We start from the raw sequence: 26967 nt of genomic DNA on the forward strand, positions 1-26967 counted from the left end.
GACACCATTTTGAAAAACCAAGTTTTTATACAACATTTTTCATATTTTTCTTTTTATACATAAAGAATCAAAAAAAATTTGAAAACTTCCTTTAAACATCCTTAGTTATTGTGATTAAAGCAATTACGGCGGTGGAATGATGATAGACATGACGAGTTTGCTGCGGTCAATCGACAACAACCACAAAGGGCTTCAATTGCTATTAGGCGATTTTTATAAGGACTTTTCAGACGCAGCGATCAACATAGAGATGCTTCATAAAAGTGACCGTTTTGATGAGCTCAACAACTACTCAAAGAGATTAAAGACCATCTTAACTTTACTGTGCGATCAAGACTTGCCACCCAAAATGGCCAAATTGGAACATTTGAGTAAGCACGAATTCCCTGCACCTGAAGAGCTTTTAGAGGATGTAAAAACTGAATTGCACAACGTCAATCGACAAATCAATCACTTGTTGGACATTAAGGAAGTAATAGATGACAAGTCATCGAGGTAGTCATGAGCAATAACCAAATAGAACATCACTTAAGAAAAGCGCTCGTTTCTAATAATGAGGCTTCTAAGGTCACAGCTGATGACACCATTGTGCTTGCAAGTGCCATGACCAGTGTTCACAAAACGTTGCTCATCATATTCCTACTCGCTTTAGTCGCTATCGCCGTGGCATCACAAGCGCGTATAGACATCGTCGTTTCTGTACGTGGTGAGCTGTTGTTGGAATCTGACGTTGAGAAGGTTCAACACCTAGAAGGCGGCATATTGGAAGAGATGTTAGTCCGAAAAGGAGAAGTCGTTTATGAAGGACAGCCGATCGCACGAATACGCTCACTAGACCGCAACACTCAACTTGATACCGTGAATACTGAAATTATTCAGATAGAGCTCGATAAGATTCGCTATGAAAGCTTACGCGACATGGTAGAACCCAACTTCGCTTCTTATATCGAAAAATTTCCAGAACAAGTTCAGGTGAACATGAATACATGGCGACAAGAGTTTTCTAAAAACCGCTCCAACGAAGAGCTCATTACCCACGATATTAAACACAAAAACTCCCTGATTAAGTCAATGCTTAAGCGTCGTAAAAGTTCAGAGAATCAACTATCGCTCATTCGCAAACAACTCAACATCAAAAACACGCTTTATAAAGAAGAGATGGCATCTTATGTCGACGTCCTCAACATGAAAGTACAAGAGTCCAATATGGTACGTGAGATTGAGAACCTTGATGAGTCGGTCATGAACGAACGTTTTCAGCTCGACAAACTGGAAAAACAACACCGTGACTTGGTTGAAAATCGAAACTCTGAGTATCAAGCACAAATCATTCAAGCGAATAAAGATCTCAAGCTAAAACGTATCTTACAACCACAACATTCCGACAAGGTTGATCGACTGGTTGTCTACTCACCAGTCGATGGCGTGGTCGACAAACTGCACTTCAATTTCCGTTCAGCTGTGATTCCGCCAGGCGAGAGTATCGCCGATATTGCCCCAATAAATAATTCGTTACACGGTGAAGCGAAGATTCCACGTAAAGACATGGGATTTGTCGAAATTGGTCAGGCAGTGAAAGTAAAAATGGATACCTATAACTTTGCAAAATACGGGTTTGTTGAGGGAACCATCGCCTCAATCAGCCGCTCGTCTTATGAAGAAGAAGACGCCGAATTCTATTTAGCAGAGATTGAAATTGACCGAAACTTTCTTGAACGAGGAGGCACTCAATACAAATTATCACCTTATATGGAATTTACCGCCGATGTAAAAACAGGCTCGCGTCGCGTGATCGAATACGCAGCGAAGCCGGTGATGTCAGCCATCGAAGATGCTTTCGATGAGAGGTAATCAATGAGCGGAAAACCTTCATACAATATTTCTGTACCCGCCCTGCGACTAAGCATATTGTTTAGCGTCGTACTGGCTGCGCTCGCTTTCTATTTATACTTTTCTTGGTCAAAAGTAGACTCAGTCGCACAAGTGCAAAGTGCCCCACTGCTCATACAAGCTCAGAAGCTTAATCAGACCATCGAACAAGATATTCAAACTCTGCAGCAGTGCTTAAGTACCGACACTTGTGGTACTAACGAATTCAATCTAGTTAACTTGAAGCGTGAAATAGATGAATTTAGGTCGCTAGCCTCTTTGAACAAAACTGAGTTCAGCTTGGTTGGCGCTACTGAATACACTCAACTTGAATTAGCGATTAACCGTTTCTCCGATAGCGCTAAAGCACGTGCCGATGTACTCGATTTATATCTCTCACTGACCAACAACTATCTGCAGATGGATGACAACTACCGCACCATGTTTAACAACCATGCGAGCGATTTGATGTCTGAGAAAAACGAGTTCTTCGTTTGGTTGTTTATAGTGGTCGTAATACTGGCTGTGATAACGGTTCTATCTAACGCTGTCGCCATGTTGAAACTGAAGAAATCCAGCTCTAACGAACGCGAAATCGACTATGAGTTCGATGCTCTGTATCAAGAACTAAAACAGTTAGATTTACAAAGGCTTGAAGAGCTTCTTAATGAAGTGAGCATCAATCCCAAACAGCGTCAGATCTACTCTCATCTCAAACTGATCTTCAGTAAATTGGAAGACCAAAAACGTAATAACGATCTCTACAAACAGCTGTATGCGTTAATCGGTTATGAGATTCGCGGAATCACCAATACCATCAACGGTGGTGTCCAGTACCTCGTTCAAGAAACCGATGAAAATGGCGTATTGATGGCGAAAGATATTACCTCTGCATGTAGCACCCTATCTGAGCTAGCAGAAAACTATAATCGATTGATTTCACAGGGTACGGAAAGCAAGTCGAAAGAGTTTTCTCTGCTGAGCGTGTTATCTGAATTGATGATTCATATCAGCGCCAAAGTTCAGAGGAACGAAGGTCAACTTGACTGCTTTATTTCCGACAACTTACCCAATCGCGTAGAAGGCCAATCCACCAGCTTGTTCTGGATATTGTTCCTACAGCTTTCCAATGCCATTCAACTCAAATCAAATAAGAAACTATTTGTGACGATTGAATCTGGGGCGGCTTCAGACATGGAAAATACCCGAGTTACCATCAATCTAAACTTCCTTTCAACGTTAGATGTCTCTGTAGCCAAGCTCAATAAACTCCATTGGAGCAGTCACAAGGACCACACCGCAAGCACAGACGACTTAGCAAAAAGCGTATTAAAAGATTACGGGTATTACGAAAGTCACTGGTTCCAATCGGGTACGCAGGAACGTTTTCAGATTGAGCTTGATCTCAAGGCGAAGAATTTCCACACAGAAAAGACTCGCTTCGACGGCAAGCGTTTACTGCTGTGCGCCAACACTCAAGTTCGCATCGATGTGATGAAGAAAATGCTCAGTAATTTGGGGCTAGATATCACCGAAATTCGGACTGCCAATGAGTTATTTTCAGCGGCGAAGACCTTTGGTGATTACGATGCGATTATGCTGACCGATACCTTTGAACCCAACAAGTTACCGTCACTGAGTAAAACAGTGAAATCTCAACTTAAGAACCACCCAAATACCAAGTTGCTGTTATCGGTAACCAACACTCAGCATGCGCAAGAGTGTCATAGCTTCGTCGATAAGATCATCAACTCCCCTGCGATTCCTTATGAGTTTATTCCTAACTTACTCACCATTATGGAAGCGGAAGCATCAGAAGAACAAATGGAGAATAGCTCATTCCTAATCGTAGAAGATGACCGAGTTCAGCAGATTTTACTTAAACGAATCCTTACCAAGCAAGAATATGAACCAGACATGGTTGGCGATGGCGCTGACGCAGTGAAACACTTCATGAATAAACGTTCAGACATCATTTTCATGGACTGCATCATGCCGGGTATGGGCGGCATTGAAGCCACAAAACGTATTCGCCAGTTTGAACAAGAAAACGAGAAGAACCCTTGTACCATCATAGGTGCAACCGCATTGACCAGCAGTAACGAACACCAGGCTTGTATCGAAGCCGGAATGGATTACGTGATCAGCAAACCTTATAAAAGTGACCAAATAATCAAGGTGATCAACAAGTATGTGGCGGTACAGAAACTTAACTAGCAGCATCATAGCTGCACTCGCATTCAGCACGACACCTTCAGCATCGGCGACTACCCTGCTAGAGGCGGTAGAGCTCGGCTTGCAAAACAGCCTGTCTCTTCGTGCTAGTGATAAGGGCGTGGAAGAGAACGAATACAACATTGGGATCAGCCGATCTAAGTTTCTACCTTCACTCAATGGTGCAGCCGATACAACATGGAACGAGAATGAAACCTTGCTATCGAGCGTGCCCGATGAAACCTCTAGCTATAACTCAAACAGTTACAGTCTTTCGTTATCCCAATCCATATTCAATCTTGGTGACATTTTCAAATATGGGACGGCAAAGCTCGACTTCAATATCGAAGAGATTAAACACGAGAACAAAATCCAAAGCACTATTTCGGAAATCGGGTCTCAATACTTTGAGTATTTGAAAAACAACGCACAGATAAAAGCGACTAAAGTTGAGCTTAAATCGTCTGAGACGCGTGAACATCAAATGCGACGCAATGTGGAGTTAGGAAATACAGCTGCCAGTGAGCTGTACGAAGTGATTGCTCAAAAAGAAGGTGTTTCGAACCGTTTAAGAACCTTGCAAAAAGATCGTCGTGTCATTCTCAACGGGCTCTCTATTCAAATTCAGTACCCTATCACTCCGTCGCAAGACATATACGAAAGCGTGCCTTTAAAAGAGATCAACGAAACCGAGCAACGCACGATCATGGATCAGGCGTTAAAGCTGAATAACGACTTGTTGGTGGCAAAGAAAAACGTAGAGAGAAGCCGCAGAAGCTTAAAAGAGAGCGGTTCAAACTTCTTACCGACCGTTTCGCTTTCAGCCAGCTATCGACATGATGACGCCAATAACTACGATAAAACCGACATTACAGCCACAGGCGAAAGTAACTCAACCAGTGTTGGCTTAAACCTCGCCGTGCCTATCTTGTCTGGTGGTTCTGATTACTATGGCTATCAAAAATCATCGACGGCCATCGAACGTACTGAGCTGCTTTACCAAGATTCGCTTTATACCACACGTAACAGCGTGAATACCTCAGTGCTCAACATTAACGATTTCTCGCAGTCTATAAGCAGTTTCGAAAACATCATTCGCGCCAACTACGCATCTTATAAAGGGATCCAAAGAGCCTACCAATTAGGCACGCGTACCATCACCGACTTGCTGGCGGCGGAAAGTAAGCTGTTCAGCGCCTTAAGAGATTACGAAAGCGCTCGATACGACTACATCATCGAGACCATTAAGCTTGAGCAAGTTAAAGGCGTGCTTTCGATTCAATCGATAGAGAGTATCATGCAATTGATGAGTGATATTGAGGGACGAGACAATCAAGATTTGGTGCCTAAACACCTTCTTTCGACTGAGTCATTGAGAAAAGGAGGGCGCAATGCAAACTGAGCAATTTTCGCAAAAGATCAATATGGCAGATAAGTGTTATCTGACTTTCTCAACGATAATATCGACCTTGTTTGGCTTGGTGCTGCCCTTCTCCATTCTGATCATTTTTGACCGAGTGTTACCCAACCAAGCACAAGATACTCTGTTCTTATTGTTCGCGATTATCTTGATTTCCATCTTCCTCGACTATCACTTAAAAAATCAGGAAGAGAAGATATCTTCCGTCATCATGAGGCAGTTTGAGACCAACTTAACCAACAAAGTATTTCAATCCATATGCTTGGCTGAGATATCCAAATTTCGCCGTTTAGAGCCCGGTGAATATTTGGAGCGTATTTCGACCATTCCAGAACTGAAAACCTTTTTTGGTGGAGAATCGGTTCGAGCACTGATCAACCTTGCTGTCAGTTTGATTACCATCCTTATCATCGGGCTCATCAACATATGGGCTGGTATTACACTTCTGATTGCCTCTGTCATCTTGGCTATTTTCGCGTGGAGCCTTTCCAAACAAAAGATTGATAGTTTGCAGAATAAGTCAGACATCGAAGGATTAACCACCTCCAAAATCATCGAGATCATCTCTAGCCCGCTTGATATCAAAGCTCGAAATATGGAATACCGCGTTGAAAGCCTGATGACACAAATGGTCGAAGAGCGCGAAGTTGAGAACATCAAATATGAGCAGATTGAATCGAACTTCAGCCTAATATTGGCGCTTATCCAACAGCTATCTATAGCTTGTGTTGTTGTGGTACTGGCAACGGCCGTTATCAATATGGAATCTAGCCAAGGCATCATGGCCGCGATCATCATGCTAACCAACCGTTATTTTGCGCCTTACCAACAAGTGATGCGCACCGCGAGCCGCTGGGAATTAAACAAACTCCACATACAACGTATCGCCGAACTGCTTGAGCTGGCGGCTTCGGTTGAACATCAGCATGAGACAACAGAGGTTGAACGTATTTCGGTTAAGTATTCTGAAAAACAGCGTATCGAGTTCGAACTTGGGCAAGCCTATTTACTTACAGGGAAAAGTGGCTCAGGCAAAACACACCTTGCCAACTGTATTACTCGCCAGAACAGCGATAACAAACTGGACATCATGATTAACGAGACCCCCCTCGATGACGTTAACTACAACGTTTGGCGCAACAGTGTGCTGATGGTCGATAAAACAAGCTCGTTCGTGGAAGGAACCATTATTGATAATCTAACCTGCTTCCGACCAAGTTTGAATAATACGGCGTTTGCACTGTGCGAGACTATGAACATCAAGGCACAAATTGATGGGCTTCCTGCTGGTTTTTACACAGAACTCAAAGGCCACATGCGCAATCCATTCTCACGCCAAGTAGGTTACGCCTTATTATTGGTTCGCGCCCTGCTCGCCAGTAAGCGTGTATTGATATTTGATGATATCGATTGTGTCTATGATGAGGAATTTGCACGAGTGGTGCTGACCAGTACCGCCTATCGTGCCAATGACAAAATCCTAATCATCGCCAGTAATAAGATGGACAAACTAAACCACCGCCTCAAACGCGTAAAACTTACCGGAGGTGATCAATGAGCATCCTAGTTGATTTCAACAATGTTCCGCAGCGGGTGTTGGACTTTGAAGCAAGTGGTTATGATGAACGCTACAGTCAGTCACCGCTGATTCGTGGCTTAGCTTACACCTTAATTGCACTGGAATGGGAAGGCACGCCGTCTATTCTCAGTGACGCTTTTATTCCCAAACAAAAAGACAGTGACAGTTTTACTGCGACCATAGAGCGTCTTGGATACCGCTGTGATGTGACCAAGCTAAAAACTCTCGAGAATATCGATCAGTACCCTCATCCATGCTTTATTGAGATAGAGAACCTTAGCGCCATTTTCTTAGGTACTAAGGATGGAAAGTTACTCCTGTTTGATTACACGAACAACAACACCATTGAATACCCAATGTGTAAAAAGCCCTGTTTGCTGATTTCGATTAGCGAATATTCTCGTCTATTCCGCGAACCACCGCCGGAATCGCAAGACAGAAGCAATTGGATAAAATACGCTTTCTATCGTTACAACAATGAACTTAAAAGCCTGATCATTCTCAGCTTCGTCATCAGTATTCTCGGAGCATTGCAGCCATTCTTTATTATGAGTGTGTATAACTTCGCACTGACTTCGAGCTCTCAAGCCACACTCTATTGGTTAACCTTATTTGCCATTATTGTTGGCTTCTCGGAGTATTTCTTCAAAAAGATGCGGGTCAACATCATTGCCACGTCCGGTAAAGATCTCGCCGTGCACATCTCGCAAGCCGTTATATCTAAGCTGCTGTGGCTACCTTATGCGATGACATCCACTGCTGGGGTCTCTTCCCAGTTAGCTCGTTTGAAAGATATCGATACGTTCCGCCGCTTAGTGACTGCAGAATCAACCCTCAGCTATTTTGATATGCCATTTGTGATTGTATTTATCATCGCGATTGCCCTGATGTCGGGTACGGCAGCGCTTGTAGTGATGGGTGGCTTAATCTTGATGTTGGTGTTCTGTGTGTATTCTCGCTATATCTACTCGCAAGCCACATCCAAAAGCTCCCGCGCTAATGCGATGGTCTCGTATCAATGGAATGAAATCCTTCGTGGTATCAAAACTATCCAAGGCCTGCCTTTACTTCGTGTCGTTCAATCTCGTTTCAGTGCTTCACACATGCAAAGCACAAGTGATGCCGAGAACGTCGCCGTGACTAACAGTAAGATTCAGGCCGCTGGCGGCAGTTTGATTCAGGTGATTGGTACTGCAAGTATCGTGACCGCAGTAATCGGAGTGATGGAAGGCACTTCTGATGCTGGTGCAATGCTCGCGACAGTGATATTGGTTTGGAAGGCGTTAGGCCCAATCATGGGTATCTATAACTCGATATCTAAGTTTCAATCCATCAAGGCGTCATCAGCACAGATCAATAACTTGATGTCGATGAATGACGACAAATTAACCTTAGAGAAGAGCCCGCCTATTCGCCAGTTCCAAGGCAGCATTATGGGCAGCGGAGTCAGTCACAGATATGCAGGTGCGGCGACCGGCTTAACCAACCTTGGTTTTAAGATACCACCCAGTGCAAAAGTCGTCATTTGTGGCCCAACTGGCTGCGGAAAAACAACACTCATCTCAATCATTGCTGGCTTAGAGGATCGTTATCAAGGCGCAGTATCCGTTGACGGCTACAACATCAAGCAGTTCAATAGCTACCGTTATCGCACCTCAATTAACTACATCCCTTTTAACCTGCATATTTTTGAAGGTTCACTAGAAACCAACTTCATTCTGCATAACGGCCTCATTCCAACAGAGAAGATGCAAGAGATGGTGAGCTTCTTCGAACTGGACGAATGGCTACCAGAAGGCTTAGCGACTCAATTGAGTGTCGATAAGTGCAAAGGCCTTCCAAACGGAATTCAGCAAAAACTACGTTTGGCCCTTGGCTTGGGTAACTGTGAGCAATCTCTGATAATTATTGATGAGCCCTTCAACGGTGCCGAGCAAGAAAACGCGCAATACTTTAACCGTTTGTTCAGCGATAAGTTGCTGAATAAGACAGTCATTTTTTCGACCAATGATCCCGGCTTAATCGCCACATCCAACATGAGTTTGGTTCTAGAGCCAGATGGAAACTTGAAATATTTTGGCTTAACAGACAAATACTTAAACAGTTTGAGCTAAATCATAACGCTTACTCACAATTCGTCATTTCGCGAGATGGATGTAATTGACAAAATCATAAGTGAGAGAGATGATTCGGTCCAATACCACAGGTAACAAGGAAACAAATGTACACATTCGTTGCAGACAAGCTTGATGTTGCTTACTTATCCGCAATTCCTGAGAATCATATATTTCAGGACTGTGACGTGCCTGAAGAAGAAATCGAACTTCGAGAGATCATTGAGATTTGGTACGAATGTTCATTCCTGCCTGCTTTCAATCTTCAGAAAATTGATATCGAAAACAAAGCTGAGCTCACAGTTGTACAAACACATGTTTTGAGCAACGATACGAGCACGCTCGCCTTTCTACTCAAAAACAGAACATATCGCGCCGCGTTGAACAGAATGCTCGGTATTTGGACATTAGAACCCTCTGCAAAAACGGTTTTAGAGCAACTTCTTTTCGAACTAAGCCTTGATACAAAACGCCCTCATTAACACGAATTTTAAGTAATTCATCAATAAGCATAAAATTAAACAAACTGCCAAACGCTATAAATTACTAATAAAAGAACGTATATCAAAATAAGCTCTGGAATCACAAGAACTTATACCCCTCCCACACTTCTATTAAATTTGCGGTTTCAAAGTTTCCATATCGGCATTTTTATTCTACTGTTTTTATATAAAAACAGTTGGATGGATCCTTATATGGCGATTACGGTCTGGAATAACCTTTCAGTCAAACATAAACTCTTTGGCTTAGTTCTACTTCCCATTTCATTACTACTCTTCCTCGCAGGTAGACAAGCTTATATTTTAACGACTCAGTTGACCGATTTTGAGCGAACCAATCAGTTATCTGTGTATCTTCAAGATATCTCGGTTCTGTATCGAAGTACTTTGTCCTCAAGTCCGGAAGAGTTCGCGATACAGAGCGGTCAAGCAAAGGCAGAATTAGAGAACCTGTCTCCAATCATTTTTTTAGATGCTTCTGATGAGATTAATCAACTGGTTGCCGACTTCAGCGAAGCAACCTTATCGACAATGCAAGCCACTGACAGCTACGATAAATTGGATGCCCTTGAGTGGCAGAGCGACTTATACAAGCAGTTATTGCTCGAAATAGAAAAAGTCCCATTCGAAAACACCAAGCGGGGAATTCAGCAACACCTCACCGCGTTACAACAGCTTGAATGGCTGATGTTTTGGTCAAACGAAGAGTTTAAGCTGGGCACCTCTCTGATTGAGATATTCCAAAGCAACCAAGAGTACGACCCAGAACTTGCTGAACAGATTGAAACCTTAAGTGAAAGACAGCAATTGTTCTTAGAACGCTTTGTTTCATTGAATGCCAACGAACATCAAGTGTCACTGATGGTTGAAGTATTTAGAAACGATGTGTTTGCTCAAAGCCAAGAGATTAGAAGCGCACTACTCGACCTAAACGCAATCAGCCAACTGACGCCACAAGAGATTTCTGTCGGATTAGAGGCGATGAGCGCTCGACTCAGCTTATTGCAAAGCCTAGGTAATGTTATCAAGCAAGAGTTCCAACAAGAAGTTGAGCAAGCCATCTATGAAGCTCAGATCCAACGAACACTATTTATCTCTATCGTTGCTTTGCTCGCGACTATTGTGATGGGATTAACCCTAAGCTTGGCAAGACAAGTCACCAACAACCTGAATTTGGTGTTGGCTTTCTTGAAAAGCGAAAACGATGAAACTCGACCTTCTTTGGATAAGCTAATTCAAGGCAAAGATGAACTCAGCCTATTTGCTCAACAAGTAGAGCGACTCACCATCGAACGAGAACACGCAAAAGAGAAGTTAACCTTAGCCGTAGAAGACGCAGAGAAAGCCAAAGACCACGCAATACAAGCTAGCAAAGCGAAAAGCAGCTTCTTAGCCAATATGTCTCATGAAATTCGTACCCCACTCAATGGCGTTATTGGTATTTCCGAGATTCTTGCAGATACCCCACTCACACCCACACAGCGTGATTATGTGGATACGATTGAAACTTCATCCCAACTGCTACTGAGCTTGATCAACGATATCTTAGACTTCTCGAAGATTGAATCTGGCATGCTGTTAATCAGCCCTCACTCGGCGTCGATTAGAGAGTCGATATACGACATAGCCTCTATTGTTGCGCCAAAAGCGAAAGAGCAAAAAATATCGGTTAACGTTGATATCAGCCCAGACACACCAGCTCGCGTAATGATCGACGATCACCGCTTAAGACAGATCCTAATGAACTTTATGTCGAATGCAGTGAAGTTTACGGCTGAAGGTGGCGTAACACTGTCGATCAAAACACTCGAACAATCTGATGATAATGTCACCATTCGATTTGCCGTTCGCGACACAGGTATTGGTATCGGCAAGCAACAACAGAAGCAAATATTCGAGCCCTTTGCTCAAGAAGATGACTCAACTACACGTCAGTTTGGCGGTACTGGTCTTGGCCTCGCCATCAGTACACAGTTGGTCGAACTGATGGGTGGCCAGATTCAGCTCGATTCAGTCAAGGGGGAAGGCAGCTGTTTCTACTTCGACTTAGAATTACCCGTTGACATGATGCTACCGAAACCAAGCACGGCAACCGCTGACATTTATGTTCTGGGTAACGAGAACATGCTTTCTACACGAATAGAATGTGACCTTAACCTTTATGGCTTAAAGGTAACTCAGCGAACGAATAACACTTCCGCGATGACCGAACAACTCGCGACTCAGAAACACAATAAACCGATTACTGTCGTTTTCGCTGAAGATGATGTATTCCTAGCTAATACCCACGCAGATAACTTAGCTAAGCTGCACCAAAATGGCATCACTATCTGTTTGATACGTTCTTTCTTAAGTGAGCCTGCGGATCTTGGCGACAGCGTTACTGCACAAGTCGCACAGCCCCTACTCGGCTTACGTTTAATTAAAGCTATTGAGCTCTGTGATACGCAGGGTTTAGCTGAGCTTTCAGAGGCAAGCCAACAACCTCTAGAGATCCAACACAAGATACTCATCGTCGAAGACAACAAGATCAACCAAAAAATTGCTGGGCTTCATGTCGGTAAAAGTGGTTTTGAATTCGAGTTCGCTAATAATGGTCAAGAAGCTGTGGACATGTTCACCGCAAACCCTCATTACGCAGTGATACTGATGGACTGTATGATGCCCGTCATGGATGGCTTTGAAGCGACAAGCAACATTCGACGCGTTGAAAAAGAGACCAACGCCACGCGCCGTATCCCTATCATCGCCTTAACCGCCAGTGTGATTGATGATGATATTCAAAAGTGTTTCGACGTAGGTATGGATGACTATGTACCAAAGCCATTCAAATTTGAAATGCTAAAAGAAAAAGTACTTGCCGCCGTTGAAGCGATGCCACTTCCTGCTGCCTACAAAACTAAATCTACGAAAAAACCCGCGACCGTAACGCCGATTCTTAATGCTGCAGCTAAGCGAACATTGCCAGAAGAAAGAGTGCAAAACACGGTTCCGAGTAAATCTGAAAGAATACTGCTCGTCGAAGACAATCGAGTTAACCAAAAAGTCGCTTCTGTGATGTTAACAAAGGCCGGCTACGCGTTTGAAATCGCCGACAACGGACAAATCGCCGTCGACATGTACCAAAACGACAGTAGCTTCGATATTATTCTAATGGATTGCATGATGCCCGTTATGGACGGCTTCACTGCGACCAAAGAGATCAGAGAGCATGAGAAAAACCTAGGCTTAAGCAAAACGCCTATCATCGCGTTAACCGCCAGTGTTATCGACGATGATATTCAAAAGTGCTTTGATTCAGGCATGGATGGATATGTAGCGAAGCCCGTAAGAAAAGAAAAGCTATTCCATCAAATAGAAAGTGCGACTTGTTAGGAGATACCCATGGATTGGATTAGAACAATAAAAACACTTCCCCGCAGAGTCATGTTGCCAGTCGCGGTAGGGCTATTAGGAAGCTTGCTTCTTCTCAGCCCTGCTCACGCCGCTGAAGATTATGCCATATTTTCTTTAGACTCCGGATTTGAAGAGATATCAATAAACAAAGCGCGAAAGCTCTATAGAGGGAAAACTAAGCGCCTCAATGGCAAACGTGTTGAACTGTCTGATTGGCCTGAGAACAGTGCCGAAAGAGAGGACTTTTATCAGCTTTTGCTTGGAAAAAATGCCGCTCAAATGAATGCACACTGGGCTGGTTTATCTTTTTCAGGAAAAGCGCGTTATCCAAGAGAAATCAAAACGGCGTCAACCGACAGCTTAGTGGACTGGCTTGATGACAAACCAAACCGTATTGGTTACTCCCCACTCTCTTCGGTTCCTCAAAATGCCAACATTCTCTACGTTATAAGTTCGGAGAAATAATATGAAAAGAATAATTACGTCAGTACTGTGTGCTTCAGTTGCCTCTCCGGCTTTTGCGATTATTGAACTTACCGATAATTTTTCGTTAAGCGGATTCGGTTCTACTTCTTGGGCAACCTCAGATAACGATAATCCATTAATCATCAACCGCGGTTTTACCGATGAAAATTGTTACGACTGTGATACCACATTTGGGGTTCAGTTAGACTACTTCTACAACTCATTCAAAGCTTCTGTGCAAGTTGTCAAACCACCCCAATATGATTGGAGTGACCCTCAACTGGAATGGGCTTACTTGGGCTATGAATTTAACGACTTCGATGTAAGTCTTGGACGCTTAAGGCTGCCACTGTTCCTTGCCTCTGAGTACTACTATGTCGGCCAAGCCTATATGACAGCAAGGCCACCGACAGAGGTGTATAACAGCGTGCTCGGAATCACAGCTTTCAATGGCATAAAAGTGAGCTGGACTCATGATGTAAGCGATGAAGCTACCCTACTACTCTCTCCATTTTTTGGTATTAAAGATAACAATGAAGTCGACTTCAATTCGACAACTGAGCTTGAATTTGAAACAAATCGAATGTTTGGTGCCAATCTACAATTGAGTGGAGAAGATTATCGTTGGAATTTGTCATTCCTCGATTCCAATTTTGACCAAACCGTAAAGCTTAAAAACATCGGTTCACTTCCAACAGCAGACAACCAACACATCCAACTTTGGTCGCTAGGTGCTGAATACGAATTTGGTCAAGCTGTACTTGCCAGTGAAGGGCAAATCAGCGACTTCTCTTCATCCATGTACGCAAGTCTTGGTTACCACTTAGGGTCATTCACGCCTTACGTCGTTTATGGCGCACAATTTGACTCCAATGAACACTTAGAGGGGAACAGCTACTTAATTGGCGTTGACTATGATGTGTTACCTAACGTGTCTATTAATGGTGAAGTGCAATATTTTGAGGCTCGTAAAGCAAACGGTGCCTTTGTTGAGGATTTCAATGCACTTACTGGTTTTGATGACAAAGATGCCGTCCTTTACACCATCATGTTGAGTTTCGTTTTCTAATCAAGCGGGAAAATAATCGACATTAGAAATAAAAGCCCAAGCTAATCAAACAGTTTGGGCTTTTTTATGTCTTTGAATTGTCATGCTTAACAAGCCATAACATTGATCTTAACTATCCTTTCATCCAGAAATATTGAGATGATTTCATTCCAATGTCAGCAACGTCAGCATTGTGTAAGAAGGCTGCAAACTCACGAACTTCACCGCCTTTATTCAGTCAACCTAAGAGCGAATAAACAGATACCTTAAACGGAGAACGCATGCGAATAGCGACTTTATCTTTAAGTTTGGTTTCAGCGGCCGGTTTCGCGGCTGAGCCAAATCCTTTTCCAATTACGCCAGATGAAAGTGGCGAAGAGTTTATGGTAAGTGCAACGAATCCATACGTAAGCAGCACTGGGTATTCGATACTCAAAAAAGGCGGTAATGCGGTCGATGCGATGGTGGCGATGCAGATGACAATGTCGGTGGTTGAACCGGATATGACAGGAATTGGCGGTGGTACTTTTGCGCTGTTTTATCAAAAAGACAAAGATCAATTTCTCGCACTTGATGGACGAGATGAAGCCCCTTCAACTGCTACTCCAGACATGTTCATGGAAAATGGAGAAGCACTAAGTCGAAACGAGATTTTAGGGGCTCGTTCTGTAGCGGTTCCCGGCACACTTCGTTTGCTCTATAGCACTCATCAACAATACGGAAAACTGCCATGGTCTGAGCTTGTTCAACCCGCAATTGAACTGGCGAGTAAGGGCTACGCGATGAACAGTTACACCTACGACATCGTGGTTCGTGAACAAGAACGATTGATTGAAGATCCAGAAATCGAAGCCCTGTATTGGAATGGCGACCAAATCAAACCAACCGGCACATTGATGAAAAACCCTAAGCTTGCCGACACTCTGAGTAACATTGCTCAACAAGGCGATAAGTACCTTTATGGTGGCGAGTTTGGTAAGCACATCGTTGAAACTGTGAACAGCAGAATCGATGCCGACCACGCAAAGCTGTCTATTGAAGATTTTGCACGATACCAAGTCAAACAGCGTGAGGTTATTGAAAGTGACTACCGAGGCAACAAGATTGTCTCGTTCGGTTACCCAGCCTCTGGTGGCGTGATGGTTGCTCAAAGCCTTGAAATGCTCGAAGCTTATGACTTAGCCGATATGTCTAAAACTGATGTTGAACCTTGGCGCTTGATGACCGAAGCCATGAGAATCGCCAAGGCCGATCGCATCGCTTATGCGGGCGATCCAGATTATATCGAAGCGCCCGTTGCTGCCCTACTCGACAAAGCCTACATCGATGAGCGACGTAAGCTCATTCCAGAGAGTGGTATTGCGAAAACAAATCCGAAAGCAGGCAAGCTATCCGATACTGATTACGCTCAGTATCAAGGTTTTGAGAGCCAAGATACCGGGCACATATCCATCATCGACAAAGACGGTAATGCCATTGCAATGACCAGCACCGTCGGCACAGGCATGGGTTCAGGGGTAATGGTCGATGGCGTGATTCTTAATGCCCAAATGGCAAATTTCTCCACAAAACCCACAATAAACGGTAAACCGACTCAAAACTCTATTGAAGCAGGTAAGCGACCTCGTTCCGCGATCACCCCGTTAATGGTTATGGATAAAAAAGACGACCTGCGTTTAGTGGTAGGTTCTCCTGGTAGCTCACAAATTCCGGGGTATGTGTTAAAAACCGTGGTTGGTGTTTTAGATTGGGATCTGTCTGCGCAGGAAGCAATTGACCTTCCAAACATCCAATACGGCACCAAGATAGATCGCACCAAACCTTATGACCCAACGGGTTTATTGGTCGAGAAGAAGACTTACGCTGAAATGTTGGTTCCAGAATTTATGCAGCTCGGTTACCCAGTACATGTCATTCCAGTGGTCAGCGGTTTGAACGCCATTGAAATCAAAGATGGCAAGATCCATGGCGCGACAGACAGACGCCGTGCATCCACCTCAATGGGCGAATAATTTAACTTAACGGGTGAGACAATAAGCTCACCCACTTTAGATGTTTCCAACTTGTGCCTTGCTTTAATAGACATTCCAAACAGAACTCTAGATCCAAAAAAGCCAGTCGAATATTTCGACTGGCTTTTCATAAGCGGCTTATCAATTTACTCATTCAAATATTATGAGCTTGGCGCTACTCGCTTCTCTTTCAGCTGTTCAATAACATAATCAGGAGCCACTTTACCTAGCTCACTTAAGCAATCATCGGTCTTGTCGTTGCCGTATCGCACGTAGATATCACATACCGCGTATAACTGCTCTGGAGAACCAGAGATCAAATACGCCTTCTCGAACGATTTAGTCGATTTGTCGATATCCAGCTCTTCTTGTAGTACCCCATTCAAGTACCAGTAGTAGCTGTTATCTTTTGCAAGTTCTGCTGCTACTTCAATCTCTTTGGCTGCTGCTGCCTTGTCTTCAAGGCGAACCAAAGTTAATGATTTAGAATAGTGCATCGCTGCATTGTCCGGCACGTTCTTCAAACCACGATCCAACACCTCGACCGCTTGTTGATCTTTATTCTGAGCTCGGAAGTTATCCGCGTAGCTCAGCCAAACTTGAGGGTCTTTCTGGTGAGTATTAATCAACTCAAGATAAATCGTTTCCGCTTTATCCCATTCATTGTGCCAACGGAGCACGTCAGCGAACAACAATTGAAACTTTTCAGATTCTTGTGATTCCAAGAATGTGATTAACTCAGCGACGGGTTGTTCAATTTGTGCTTTCTGTTCTTTATCTAACGTATTGTAATCACGTACTAAGTTCGATGTTGCTGAGTGACGAACCATAGAATCTGTATCGCTCAGCAAAGGCGAAACTAACGCCCAACGATGCTCAAGTTGATATGGCGAAGAACCGATAATCGAAGCCTCACGAACTTCAGGGTTTTGATCTTTCAAACCTCTTGCCACCGCCACCAGCGCATTCTGGCTTGGGTATGAAGCAAGCTCTTGCAGTGCACCAGTACGATTCTCTATAGATTGGTTCTGATCTTGTGCCATGTAAGACAACTGTTGAATACGGGTTTGAGTGTCCGTCATTTCGAGCACTTGATTGATATTTTTTGCCGGTGTGTCAACAGTTTGCTGAACGCTATTCGCTGCCATTGCTGACGTTGAAATCAATGCGGACGTTGAAACTAATAGAGCAACAGCCGTCGCTAAACTCTTCTTCATCATAGTATTACCTTAAACTGGAGAACTTAGCCTGTCCTTAGACTCGTATCTGATTAAATTTGTCTTGGACCTGTTGACCCAAAAAACGAGTTAAAACTTGGTCTCGAACGTAGTTTGTTGCGCCTGTTTTGCACGATGTGCCATCAATACTGAATCACTGAATTTGCCATGAGCAACCGGATGCCCCATCGCACGAGCGATATAAGCCATCGACTTATCGACATGAGAAAAGAACTTGTGCCAACCTGCACATAAGTAGTTCAAGCCCGGTTCGCCTGCGCGAGTTTTGATAAAGCGGTTTTTAGGACATTCACCATGACAAGCAAACTTGTAATCACACTGCTGACATTGACTGGTCATTGTGCGTGATTTAGCAAAACCAAACTTTTGCTGTGGTGCGCTGTACGCCAAATCATCAAGCTTCTCGTGATGAATATTGCCAATCTTGTATTCAGGGTAAACATAGTGGTCGCATGAGAATACGTCGCCATTAGGCTCCATCGCGAGGCCTTTACCGCAGATTTCATTCAGAGTACAAAGCGGGTTAGGACGCCCTATCCATGTTTCTAAACTTGCTTCAAAATACTGAACGAACACTTTACCGATGTCGTTCTTCGCCCACTCATCAAACACAGCAATCAGGAAGTTACCCCAAGCCAAGTCCGACACACACCACGATTCCATGATCGAATCTTTATGGCCGGGGATCAGGCGTTTGTCGCCTTGTTTAAGCTGCTCACTCACTTGAGACGTTTGTGGCGCAACGGTTCTAAAGGTTTTTTGCTCAACGATAGGGATAAACTGCATTTGCGGTGACTTCACCACATCACGTAGGAAGCGATACACCTCAAGTGCATTTTGACTGGTGAGGTTATTCACACAAGTAAGCGTTGCGAATTTCACTTTGTGTTTGTGCAGCAGTTCAACGGCCGCCATCACTTGTTTGAATGTACCACGGCCTGCTCTGTTAACACGATACGCATTGTGCAGCATTTCAGGGCCATCAATACTCAAGCCGATTAGGAAATTGTTCTTTGCTAAGAATCGACCCCAGTCGTCATTCAATAATGTGCCATTGGTTTGCAGATCGTTTGAGATCAACACACCTTCAGGTCGGTACTTTTTCTGTAGCTCAACCACTCTTTCAAAGTACGCTAAACCCAGCATAGTCGGTTCACCGCCCTGCCATGAGAAGATAATTTCAGGCGTATTTTGACCTTCGATGTATTGTCGGATGTAGGTTTCTAACGTCTCATCATCCATTCTTGGAGAACTGCCTTTCTTGTACTCCAACAAATCTTGCTTACTTAGGTAATAACAATATTTACAGTCAATGTTGCACGCTGCGCCAATTGGCTTAGCCATAACATGCAAGCGTTTAGACGCTTTACCATTGTATTGTGGACCTTGAGTAATGTGCATGATTTATCTACCTATCTTAGTGTCTGTAGCCATCATAATGCCTATTTCAGTCAGTGGCATGTTATACCCTTTATAACCAATAGGAATGACTTTAAACGTTAAAATTGCCCTCTATTTCGAACATTCGAGGCACGTGATGAAATTTTTCAATTACAAACAATTAGCGGCGATCAGCAGCGTCACCATGACTATTTTCCTAAGCGGCTGTGCGAGCGTGCCTACACACCCTATCGCCCAACAAATCGACCAAGAGATGGTGCTAGTTGAAGGTGGTACATTCACCATGGGTTCGAACGATCCTGAAGCGACCAAAGCAGAACGACCAGCGCGAGATATAACTGTAGATAGTTTCTACATTGCGAAGTTTGAGGTGACTCAAGAATTGTTCGAATCAGTAATGGGTTCATCTCTCAGTTATTTCCAAAACCCACAAGTTCCGGTCAATAACTTAAGTTGGCAACAGGCGAACTACTTCGTTGAACAATTGAACGAACTTACAGGTGAAGAATACCGTCTGCCGACTGAAGCTGAATGGGAATTTGCAGCGAAAGGTGGCAACAAGAGCAAAGGCTATACTTACAGTGGTTCCAATAACTTAGATGATGTTGCGTGGTACTCAGCAAATTCTAAAAATAGCGCGCATCCTGTCGGGCTAAAGAAGCCAAATGAACTAGGCTTATATGACATGACCGGAAACGTGGGTGAGTTTGTGATTGATGCCTTCGATGACACTTTCTACCGATTCGGTCCAACAGACAATCCTAACAACGCAAAACACAGCGACGTTGGTTTATCACATAAATCGGTTCGCGGTGGCAGCTTTGCTTATGACGAAAACGAATCTGAAAGTTACCGTCGCGACTTCGCAAGCCAATCGATCACTATGTCAGATATGGGCCTGCGTTTAGTTAAGGATACGAACTAACTAAGGCTCTGAACTAACTAAGGTGCCGACGGTTATGACTCAATAATCTTCACCAACAATCCTAAAAATACGATTCGCACTGTATACACGTTAGAAATCTGACCAAACCTTAGAACTCTGCGGCAATACTGAATAAGGAAACTCTATGCAATACACCAAGCTTTCAGGACTGACACTCGCGTTACTCTGTGCTCTCCCAGCTTCGGCTGCGGAAAAGCCAGATCTAGTCCTTCAAATCACGGTAGATGGCCTGCGCGCAGATCTAATCGAACGATATAAGCATAACTTCGGTGAAGGTGGTTTCCGGTACTTAATGGATGACGGCACTTACTACACCAACGCGAACTACCAACATGGCAACACGGAAACGATCGTGGGCCATGTGTCGCTTGCAACCGGTGCGCCACCGAGCGTACACGGCATGGTAGGTAACGTTTGGTATGACCGTAGCGAAGAGCGTTTGGTGTATAACGTAGAAGACGGCAACTACAAAATGTTGACCTCTGGCGCGGGTGTCGACAAAGCAACTGAGATCGACCCAACGCAAAAGACAGCACAGGGCGATGGACGTTCTCCGGAGCCAATACTTTCCACCACGTTTGGTGACGAGTTGACGATTTCCAATAGTGGCAAATCAAAAGTGTTCGGTGTATCAGTGAAAGACCGCGGCGCAATCTCATTGGCGGGACACAGTGGTAAAGCCTTCTGGTTCTCCAAAGCGCAATCTGAGTTTGTCACCAGCAACTATTACTACGACGAGTATCCAGATTGGGTATCACGTTGGAACGAGAAAGCGATTGCTGCTCAGTACTCGAAACAGAAGTGGGAGCTCTCATTACCACGTGAGAAGTACACGCTTCAAGAACACGATACCGAACACAAAGTGAAACTCGGTGACTTCCAACGCACCTTCCCTCACCCTTATGGCCCTGCAAGTTACAAGTACTACAGCACAACGCTAACCGTTAGCCCGGCCGGTGACGAGATCACAGAAAACTTTGCAAGCACACTGTTGATGCAAGAGAAGCTAGGCCAAGGTGAAGTGACTGATTATCTGTCTGTGAGTTTCTCATCAAACGACTACGTGGTGCACTTATACGGCCCTGAAAGCCTAGAAACAGAAGACAATCTAGTTCGACTTGATAAGACGATCGCCAAGCTTCTTAAAACCGTTGATAACCAAGTCGGGCTAAAAAATACATTAATTGTGTTGTCTGCCGATCATGGTGTCCCTGAATCTTCACCTGCGGCAAATGCGCTTGGCTTTAATCAAGCTCAATACTTCAATAGAGACACACTGCTCTCGAGTGGCGTAGAAAAAAGATTGAAGGATCAATTTGGTTTATCCAAAGACGCAATTCGCTTGTATGCACAGCCTTATATCTATCTGAATCACGATTTAATCGCAGAGAAGAAACTTGACCTAGCTAAAGTGCAGGAAGCGATCGCCGATGAAATAGCGAAAGTGAAGGGTGTGGCGTTTGCAGTATCAAGCAGCGATATTGCAGCGAACCGAGTGCCTGATACTCATGTGATGCAGCTAATCAAAAACAACTACCACCCTGCTCGTTCTGGTGACGTGTATGTGGTATTTGCACCGCGTAGTTACATTAACGACATGGAAGGCCTTCAAATCGCCTCTACACATGGCTCACCATGGAAGTACGATACGCATGTCCCTGTAATCTTCGCAGGCTACGACGTTGAAGCCCAGAAGATCTCGCGTGCAATCACGCCATACGACATTGCGCCAACACTTTCGAACAAACTGGGTATAACCCAACCAAGTGGATCAATTGGAGAGGTGTTACAAGAGGTCACTGAGTAGACTATACCTCTAAGGTTTCGTGAGCTAGATTTCGAACCCAGCACCCACTCATTAAAAGAGTCGTTTATCATATTCAGACTGATTCAGTCGAAACAGATAAGCAGCTCTTTTTGATCGATAAAGGATAGGTTGAATCTAACCTAGTTCTTACCAGAATATCGAAACGCTTCTCTGGTCAGCTGATCCAACTGGTCATCATTCATCTTGTTGTGCACAACCGTGATACGGCCTAAATAAACCAGTGGGACTTCTGCTTCACGCTCTTCTAAGTGAAACTTGATCGCCTCGGCTGTCGCCACACCAAGATCATCACTCATTCTCATTGGAGTCGCATCCAATTCATCCGTACGAATCTTTTCAATCTCTTTCGCTGTACCGCCCCAACCCGTCACATAGATTTCAGACAACATGTCGGCATTGTTTAATGCATCCACCGCTCCCATGGTCATCGCAGTATTGGCATTGTGAACCATGGTCACCTCCGGGAAATTACCGAGCACTAAACGAATTCCATCGGCACCGCCTATCTTCTGGTATTGCCCAAAGTGCTCATACACTGTTAACCAATCACCTTTCTCTTCGACACAATCAATGAAACCTTGCGAGCGTTGAGTATCGGTTATTCCCGGTATCCCACGATTCGCTGAAAATTCCACGTCGTTGCCGAGCTCTTTCACCACATGGTCACACAGGACATCGGCCCCCATCGCGCTTGAAAAATCGAACCAGCTATCCGGTTGATGTTTCCATTGTTCATTGGGCGTGTGAAAAGCCCAAATAAAGGTTTTGAACTCTGTCGAAGCAGACAGTTTTTGAATATTCTCAGCTTGAATACCCAGCTCAGAAGGGCCGAAAATAACGAAGTCGTAAGGGGTTTCAGAGTTCAACACTTGTTCGGTGTATTGGGTCTGCAATGAGTGCTCAATTTGCCTTGAAGTGAACTCGCTGATCTCAAATGGTAACTCCAAAGCGACGAGCCTTTGCTTCAGTGCTGTGTAATTTCGTGTCCAAAAGTCAGAAATATCTGCACTTGGGTAAATTAATGCAATTCTTACCGGTTTTTCTACCGACATTGGAGCCAAAAGAATCGGTTCGCCACTCACAGTCTCTTGAAATTTTTCGAGTTTCTGAGCATCAGCCTCCACCCTTACCCGGTCAGACTTGGCGTACAAAGGGAGGGAAAAACACGCTGTCAGTAGGGTTAGCAAGACGTTTTTACAAATTTGACCCGGCATAACTGTTACCAAATGTTTGAATGTTTATTAACATTATTATAAATATAGAGCGATTATAAGTTAAAGCGTTTTATAAGCCATATGAATAAGAGATTAAATTTTGCGAGTTTGTTGCTCGCTATTACTTGCTACTCTCAGAGTTTTGCGGGTAATCATGAAGACGATTTCTTCCAATATGCTGAAGAAAAAGTGATGCGTGCGGTTTCCAACCAGCGAACGTGGAATGGCCCCACACAAGGCCCTGCTGTGCGCCATGAAAAGAACGTTATTTTTGTCGCGTCTGATTTACGTAATGGTGGGGTTTATGGCGTTGGGAAAGGCATATCTGAAGCCATTTCTAACATCAATTGGCACCTTAGATTCATCGATGGATTAGGCTCAGAAGTGCGCCAAGGTGCAGCTATCAGGAAAGCGATTGGTTTTGAACCCGATGCCATTGTTTTGGGCGGCATTGACGCTGTCCGACACAAAACCATTTTGAAACAAGCTGAAGATCTGGGAATCGTTGTCATTGGATGGCACGCGACTGAACTTGTCGGTGGTAATCCAGAAATAGGTTTATACACCAACATCACCACCGACCCTCTCGATGTGGCGGAAGTGGCCGCGCTACTCGCGATTGTGAACTCAAACGGTAGAGCGAGAACCGTGGTGTTCACCGACCCTAACTATGAAATCGCGATGATCAAAGCCAACGCGATGGTCAATACCATCAAGCGTTGCAGCGCTTGTGATGTACTTGAGCTTAACTATTTACCGCTCGATAAAATTGCCGAGCAAATGCCTGCGACATTAAAGAACCTAGATGAGAAGTACGGCGAGAAAGTCACTCATCTTCTGGCAATCAACGACCTGTACATTGACTATGCTATCCCGTCTTTGGAGTCAAACCTAGAGGAGTACCGGTTGATACCACAAAATATCTCAGCGGGTGACGGTAGCAAGGCCGCGTACAAAAGAATCAATAGCGGTCAATTCCAACTGGCAACAGTACCTGAGCCCTTATATCTACAAGGCTGGCAAATAGTCGACGAACTCAACCGAGCATTTAATCACATGCCGCCAAGTGGCTACTCTGCCCCTGTTCATCTCGTCACGCCCGATAATGTTGAAGAGCTCATCAGCCAGTCAGACAAAGGCATCTACGACCCTAAAAATGGCTACCGTGAAGCGTATCTGAAAATTTGGAAGCCACAATGAAATTACCTCAGATAAACATCACCCAACGACTCATTATTTCGAACCTGCTTTCGCTTTTGATTGTCAGCTTTGCTGTCATCATGGTGATTCGATCTCTGTATTACGTCGAGTCGACGCTTAAAAACGAAACTTCGACACACGTATCAGACTTGATTGTTAACTCTGAAATCAGCCGACGCGTATTTACGCTCACCTCTCGAGTTAAGTTACTTGAACAGACTTTTTTGTTCAGTGAAACCACACTGTCGGAAGAAGCATTTAATGTGGATTTCCAGCTTCAACGACTCAGAGACCTATCAACTAACGAAGGTTTCTCGCAAAAAATTGATGCCTTTATCGATAACTTCCATCGTTTCTTAGGCAGTTCGCTCGCATTAAATCGAATTCTAAAGCAGACCAATCAGATCGACGCCACGTTAGCCGAACAGCTTGATCAGCTCGAATTTGCGATAGCCGACAGCAAGCTTAGGCACTTAGACCAACCAAATTTCATTCGTTATAACAATGAATTAGATCTCATCAACATGTTGAGAGAGTCGTTCCTCACCTCAGGAAAAATGGTTGGAGACATTCACAGTCGCATCACGCCAGAGACCGAGAAAGTACTGCTTATCGAGGTCGAGAAAGAACTCGATATATTCTTACTCCACTTAGAAAACGTTGATATCGAAACGACGGCGGTTATTGCTGAGAAAAAAAGAATCAATCGAACGGTGAAACGATACAACGCCGCTTTAAAACGCATTAGAGCGAATTTGGAACAGCGTTGGCTGGTGATGGCTTCACTATTAGTCGCGCAAAGCGACCTGTTAGAGATGGTAGAAAAGACCGAGTCACGCGTACAAAGCCAAGCCTTAGAATTAACCGACCAACTTGAAAAAGAGATCGGTTTATCAAGAATGAACGCCATTATTATCAGTTTTTCAGCCGTCGTATTGTCGATGTTATTGGTTCACCACGTTGTTCGACACCACATTCGAAAGCCACTCAATGCACTGAGACATGGCTTCGATCGTCTTGAGTCTGGAAGCCTAAAAAACCCAATTAACTTGGGCCGAAGTGACGAATGGTCTCACTTAGAGAAAGCCTATAACGATATGGCTTCAAGGCTATCTAAGGCATACCTAGACCTCACGGAAGAAAAAAAGAACTTCGACTTCCTCGCCCACCACGATCCACTGACCAGTTTGGCAAATCGACTATTGGCAACCAAACAGTTAGATGAAGAGATCAGGAAATCCTATGAGAACAACGCCTCTTTCTTGCTGTTCTACCTCGACATTGACGAGTTTAAGACCATTAATGATTCTTTAGGGCATGCACCAGGTGACAACTTATTAGTCAATGTCGGGCACATATTGAGTAACTTAGTGGGTGATAAAGGATTTGTTGCCCGAATGGGTGGAGACGAGTTCTTGGTTGTTTACTCAAACATTGGGTTAGACGAAGGCGAACCTATCGCAGACCGCTTAAATCAAGCGTTAAGAAAGCCTTATTACATCGATGATAATTCTATCTTTGTATCGGCGAGTATTGGTGTGTGTGAGTACCCCACTCATGGTTTAGATCGTGAAACTCTAATCAGAAATGCGGACACAGCAATGTATCACGCAAAGCGAAACGGCCGAGATCAATATCGCGTCTACGCGGACGAAATGACTCACGAGGTAAATGACTTGATTGAAACCAACATGGGGCTTCATCAAGCCATTGCCAATGACGAGCTTGAAGTCTTCTTCCAACCCAAAGTCAACTTAGACTCGCAAGACATCATTGGTGCCGAGGCTCTAATACGTTGGCGTCACCCTAAACTGGGCTTATTGCCGCCCGTCGATTTCCTTGAGGTTGCCGAAAAAAGCGATCTCATTATCGACATTGATAAATGGGTATTTAAGAAAGTAGCGAATCTGATTACCGAATGGCAACGCGCAGGAATGGACCTACAGGGCGTAATTTTTTCCATCAACTTCTCAGCGAGAATGTTCTATATGACCGATCTCGCAGACCAGTTACAAGTGATACTCGACGAAACGGATTGTCAGCCTCATCAGCTGCTTCTGGAAATCACAGAAAGGGATATGATGCGAGATTTCGAGACCTGTTCAAGGACCATCGAGGTACTTCATTCTAAGGGTTACAAGATCGCTATCGATGATTTTGGAACGGGTTATTCTTCGTTGTCGGTGTTGAAGAATCTTTCCGCCGATTGCGTAAAATTAGATCGAAGCTTTATTGAAGATATTAACTCGTCAAAAGTAGATTATGAGATTACTTGCGCGGTTCTCAAGCTCGCGCAAATACTCGATTTCTCAGTGATTGCAGAAGGCCTTGAAACCCAGAATCATGTAACGACTCTACGCCAGATCGGTTGTAAATATGCTCAAGGCTATTTCTTCGCGCGACCTTTGCCTATTGATGATTGGGTGTCCTACTTCTTGCTTAACTCAGAACAGAGCCCAAAAGAGGCTTAGTATCCGTTACTTAAATTAAATAATTCAGTAAGTTAAGTTCCTTCACTGATTT

Annotated in this window: 18 protein-coding genes; 15 read left to right on the plus strand and 3 right to left on the minus strand. The window is 44.1% G+C overall.

The annotated features are described in order from the left end of the window. The first annotated feature begins 136 nt into the window (after positions 1–136). The 11 genes from M4S28_RS23790 to ggt all read left to right on the plus strand — a co-directional run bounded on the left by M4S28_RS23790 (position 137) and on the right by ggt (position 16617). Positions 137–499 carry a hypothetical protein gene (locus M4S28_RS23790; protein WP_108117721.1) on the plus strand — a complete coding sequence of 121 codons (363 nt, stop codon included), beginning with the start codon at positions 137–139 and terminating at the stop codon, positions 497–499. A 2-nt stretch (positions 500–501) separates the two neighbouring features. Next, the gene (locus M4S28_RS23795) at positions 502–1851 is read left to right on the plus strand and encodes an HlyD family type I secretion periplasmic adaptor subunit (protein WP_004730526.1); all 1350 of its coding nucleotides are present in this window, start codon (positions 502–504) and stop codon (positions 1849–1851) included. Positions 1852–1854: 3 nt separating this feature from the next. Further along, positions 1855–4086 carry an ATP-binding response regulator gene (locus tag M4S28_RS23800; protein WP_249633046.1) on the plus strand — a complete coding sequence of 744 codons (2232 nt, stop codon included), beginning with the start codon at positions 1855–1857 and terminating at the stop codon, positions 4084–4086. Then, entirely contained in the window at positions 4061–5485 is a 1425-nt protein-coding gene (locus M4S28_RS23805) for a TolC family protein (protein WP_249633047.1), read from the plus strand. Before M4S28_RS23800 ends, M4S28_RS23805 begins: the two co-directional genes overlap by 26 nt. Continuing rightward, positions 5475–7061 (plus strand): ABC transporter transmembrane domain-containing protein, encoded by a 1587-nt coding sequence (locus M4S28_RS23810; RefSeq protein WP_249633048.1) that lies wholly within the window; start codon positions 5475–5477, stop codon positions 7059–7061. Before M4S28_RS23805 ends, M4S28_RS23810 begins: the two co-directional genes overlap by 11 nt. Further along, positions 7058–9196, plus strand: coding sequence for an ATP-binding cassette domain-containing protein (locus tag M4S28_RS23815; RefSeq protein WP_249633049.1), 2139 nt, complete (start codon positions 7058–7060; stop codon positions 9194–9196). Before M4S28_RS23810 ends, M4S28_RS23815 begins: the two co-directional genes overlap by 4 nt. A 107-nt stretch (positions 9197–9303) precedes the next feature. After that, entirely contained in the window at positions 9304–9678 is a 375-nt protein-coding gene (locus M4S28_RS23820; protein WP_249633050.1) for a hypothetical protein, read from the plus strand. 213 nt (positions 9679–9891) lie between these two features. Beyond that, positions 9892–13071 (plus strand): response regulator, encoded by a 3180-nt coding sequence (locus tag M4S28_RS23825; protein ID WP_249633051.1) that lies wholly within the window; start codon positions 9892–9894, stop codon positions 13069–13071. Between the two features lie 9 nt (positions 13072–13080). After that, positions 13081–13557: a hypothetical protein gene (locus M4S28_RS23830; RefSeq protein ID WP_017080103.1), complete on the plus strand. Its 477-nt coding sequence runs from the start codon at positions 13081–13083 to the stop codon at positions 13555–13557. A 1-nt stretch (position 13558) separates the two neighbouring features. After that, entirely contained in the window at positions 13559–14626 is a 1068-nt protein-coding gene (locus M4S28_RS23835; RefSeq protein WP_249633052.1) for a sulfate ABC transporter permease, read from the plus strand. Positions 14627–14886: 260 nt separating this feature from the next. Continuing rightward, positions 14887–16617 carry a gamma-glutamyltransferase gene (gene ggt, locus M4S28_RS23840; RefSeq protein ID WP_249633053.1) on the plus strand — a complete coding sequence of 577 codons (1731 nt, stop codon included), beginning with the start codon at positions 14887–14889 and terminating at the stop codon, positions 16615–16617. A gap of 161 nt (positions 16618–16778) precedes the next feature. Here ggt and M4S28_RS23845 read toward each other — a convergent pair whose 3' ends face one another. Together M4S28_RS23845 and M4S28_RS23850 are read right to left on the minus strand one after the other, a co-directional pair. After that, the gene (locus M4S28_RS23845) at positions 16779–17837 is read right to left on the minus strand and encodes a HEAT repeat domain-containing protein (protein ID WP_249633054.1); all 1059 of its coding nucleotides are present in this window, start codon (positions 17835–17837) and stop codon (positions 16779–16781) included. An 87-nt stretch (positions 17838–17924) separates the two neighbouring features. Further along, on the minus strand, positions 17925–19256 hold the full coding sequence (locus M4S28_RS23850) for an anaerobic sulfatase maturase (protein ID WP_065681415.1): 1332 nt from the start codon (positions 19254–19256) through the stop codon (positions 17925–17927). Positions 19257–19392: 136 nt separating this feature from the next. Between M4S28_RS23850 and M4S28_RS23855 the strand changes: the two genes are divergently transcribed. Continuing rightward, entirely contained in the window at positions 19393–20181 is a 789-nt protein-coding gene (locus M4S28_RS23855; RefSeq protein ID WP_017088127.1) for a formylglycine-generating enzyme family protein, read from the plus strand. A 145-nt stretch (positions 20182–20326) separates the two neighbouring features. Then, entirely contained in the window at positions 20327–22009 is a 1683-nt protein-coding gene (locus M4S28_RS23860) for an alkaline phosphatase family protein (protein WP_249633055.1), read from the plus strand. 140 nt (positions 22010–22149) lie between these two features. On the opposite strand, the gene M4S28_RS23865 is transcribed toward M4S28_RS23860, so the two are convergent. Beyond that, positions 22150–23244, minus strand: a complete 1095-nt coding sequence (locus tag M4S28_RS23865) for a substrate-binding domain-containing protein (protein WP_249633056.1) — start codon at positions 23242–23244, stop codon at positions 22150–22152. An 81-nt stretch (positions 23245–23325) separates the two neighbouring features. On the opposite strand from M4S28_RS23865, the gene M4S28_RS23870 reads away from it, so the two are divergent. Beyond that, positions 23326–24444, plus strand: a complete 1119-nt coding sequence (locus tag M4S28_RS23870; protein ID WP_102482602.1) for a substrate-binding domain-containing protein — start codon at positions 23326–23328, stop codon at positions 24442–24444. Next, positions 24441–26915: an EAL domain-containing protein gene (locus tag M4S28_RS23875; protein WP_231903114.1), complete on the plus strand. Its 2475-nt coding sequence runs from the start codon at positions 24441–24443 to the stop codon at positions 26913–26915. Before M4S28_RS23870 ends, M4S28_RS23875 begins: the two co-directional genes overlap by 4 nt. The last annotated feature ends 52 nt before the right edge of the window (positions 26916–26967 follow it).

Source organism: Vibrio sp. J383 (genome assembly GCF_023503985.1).
Classification (GTDB): domain Bacteria; phylum Pseudomonadota; class Gammaproteobacteria; order Enterobacterales; family Vibrionaceae; genus Vibrio; species Vibrio splendidus.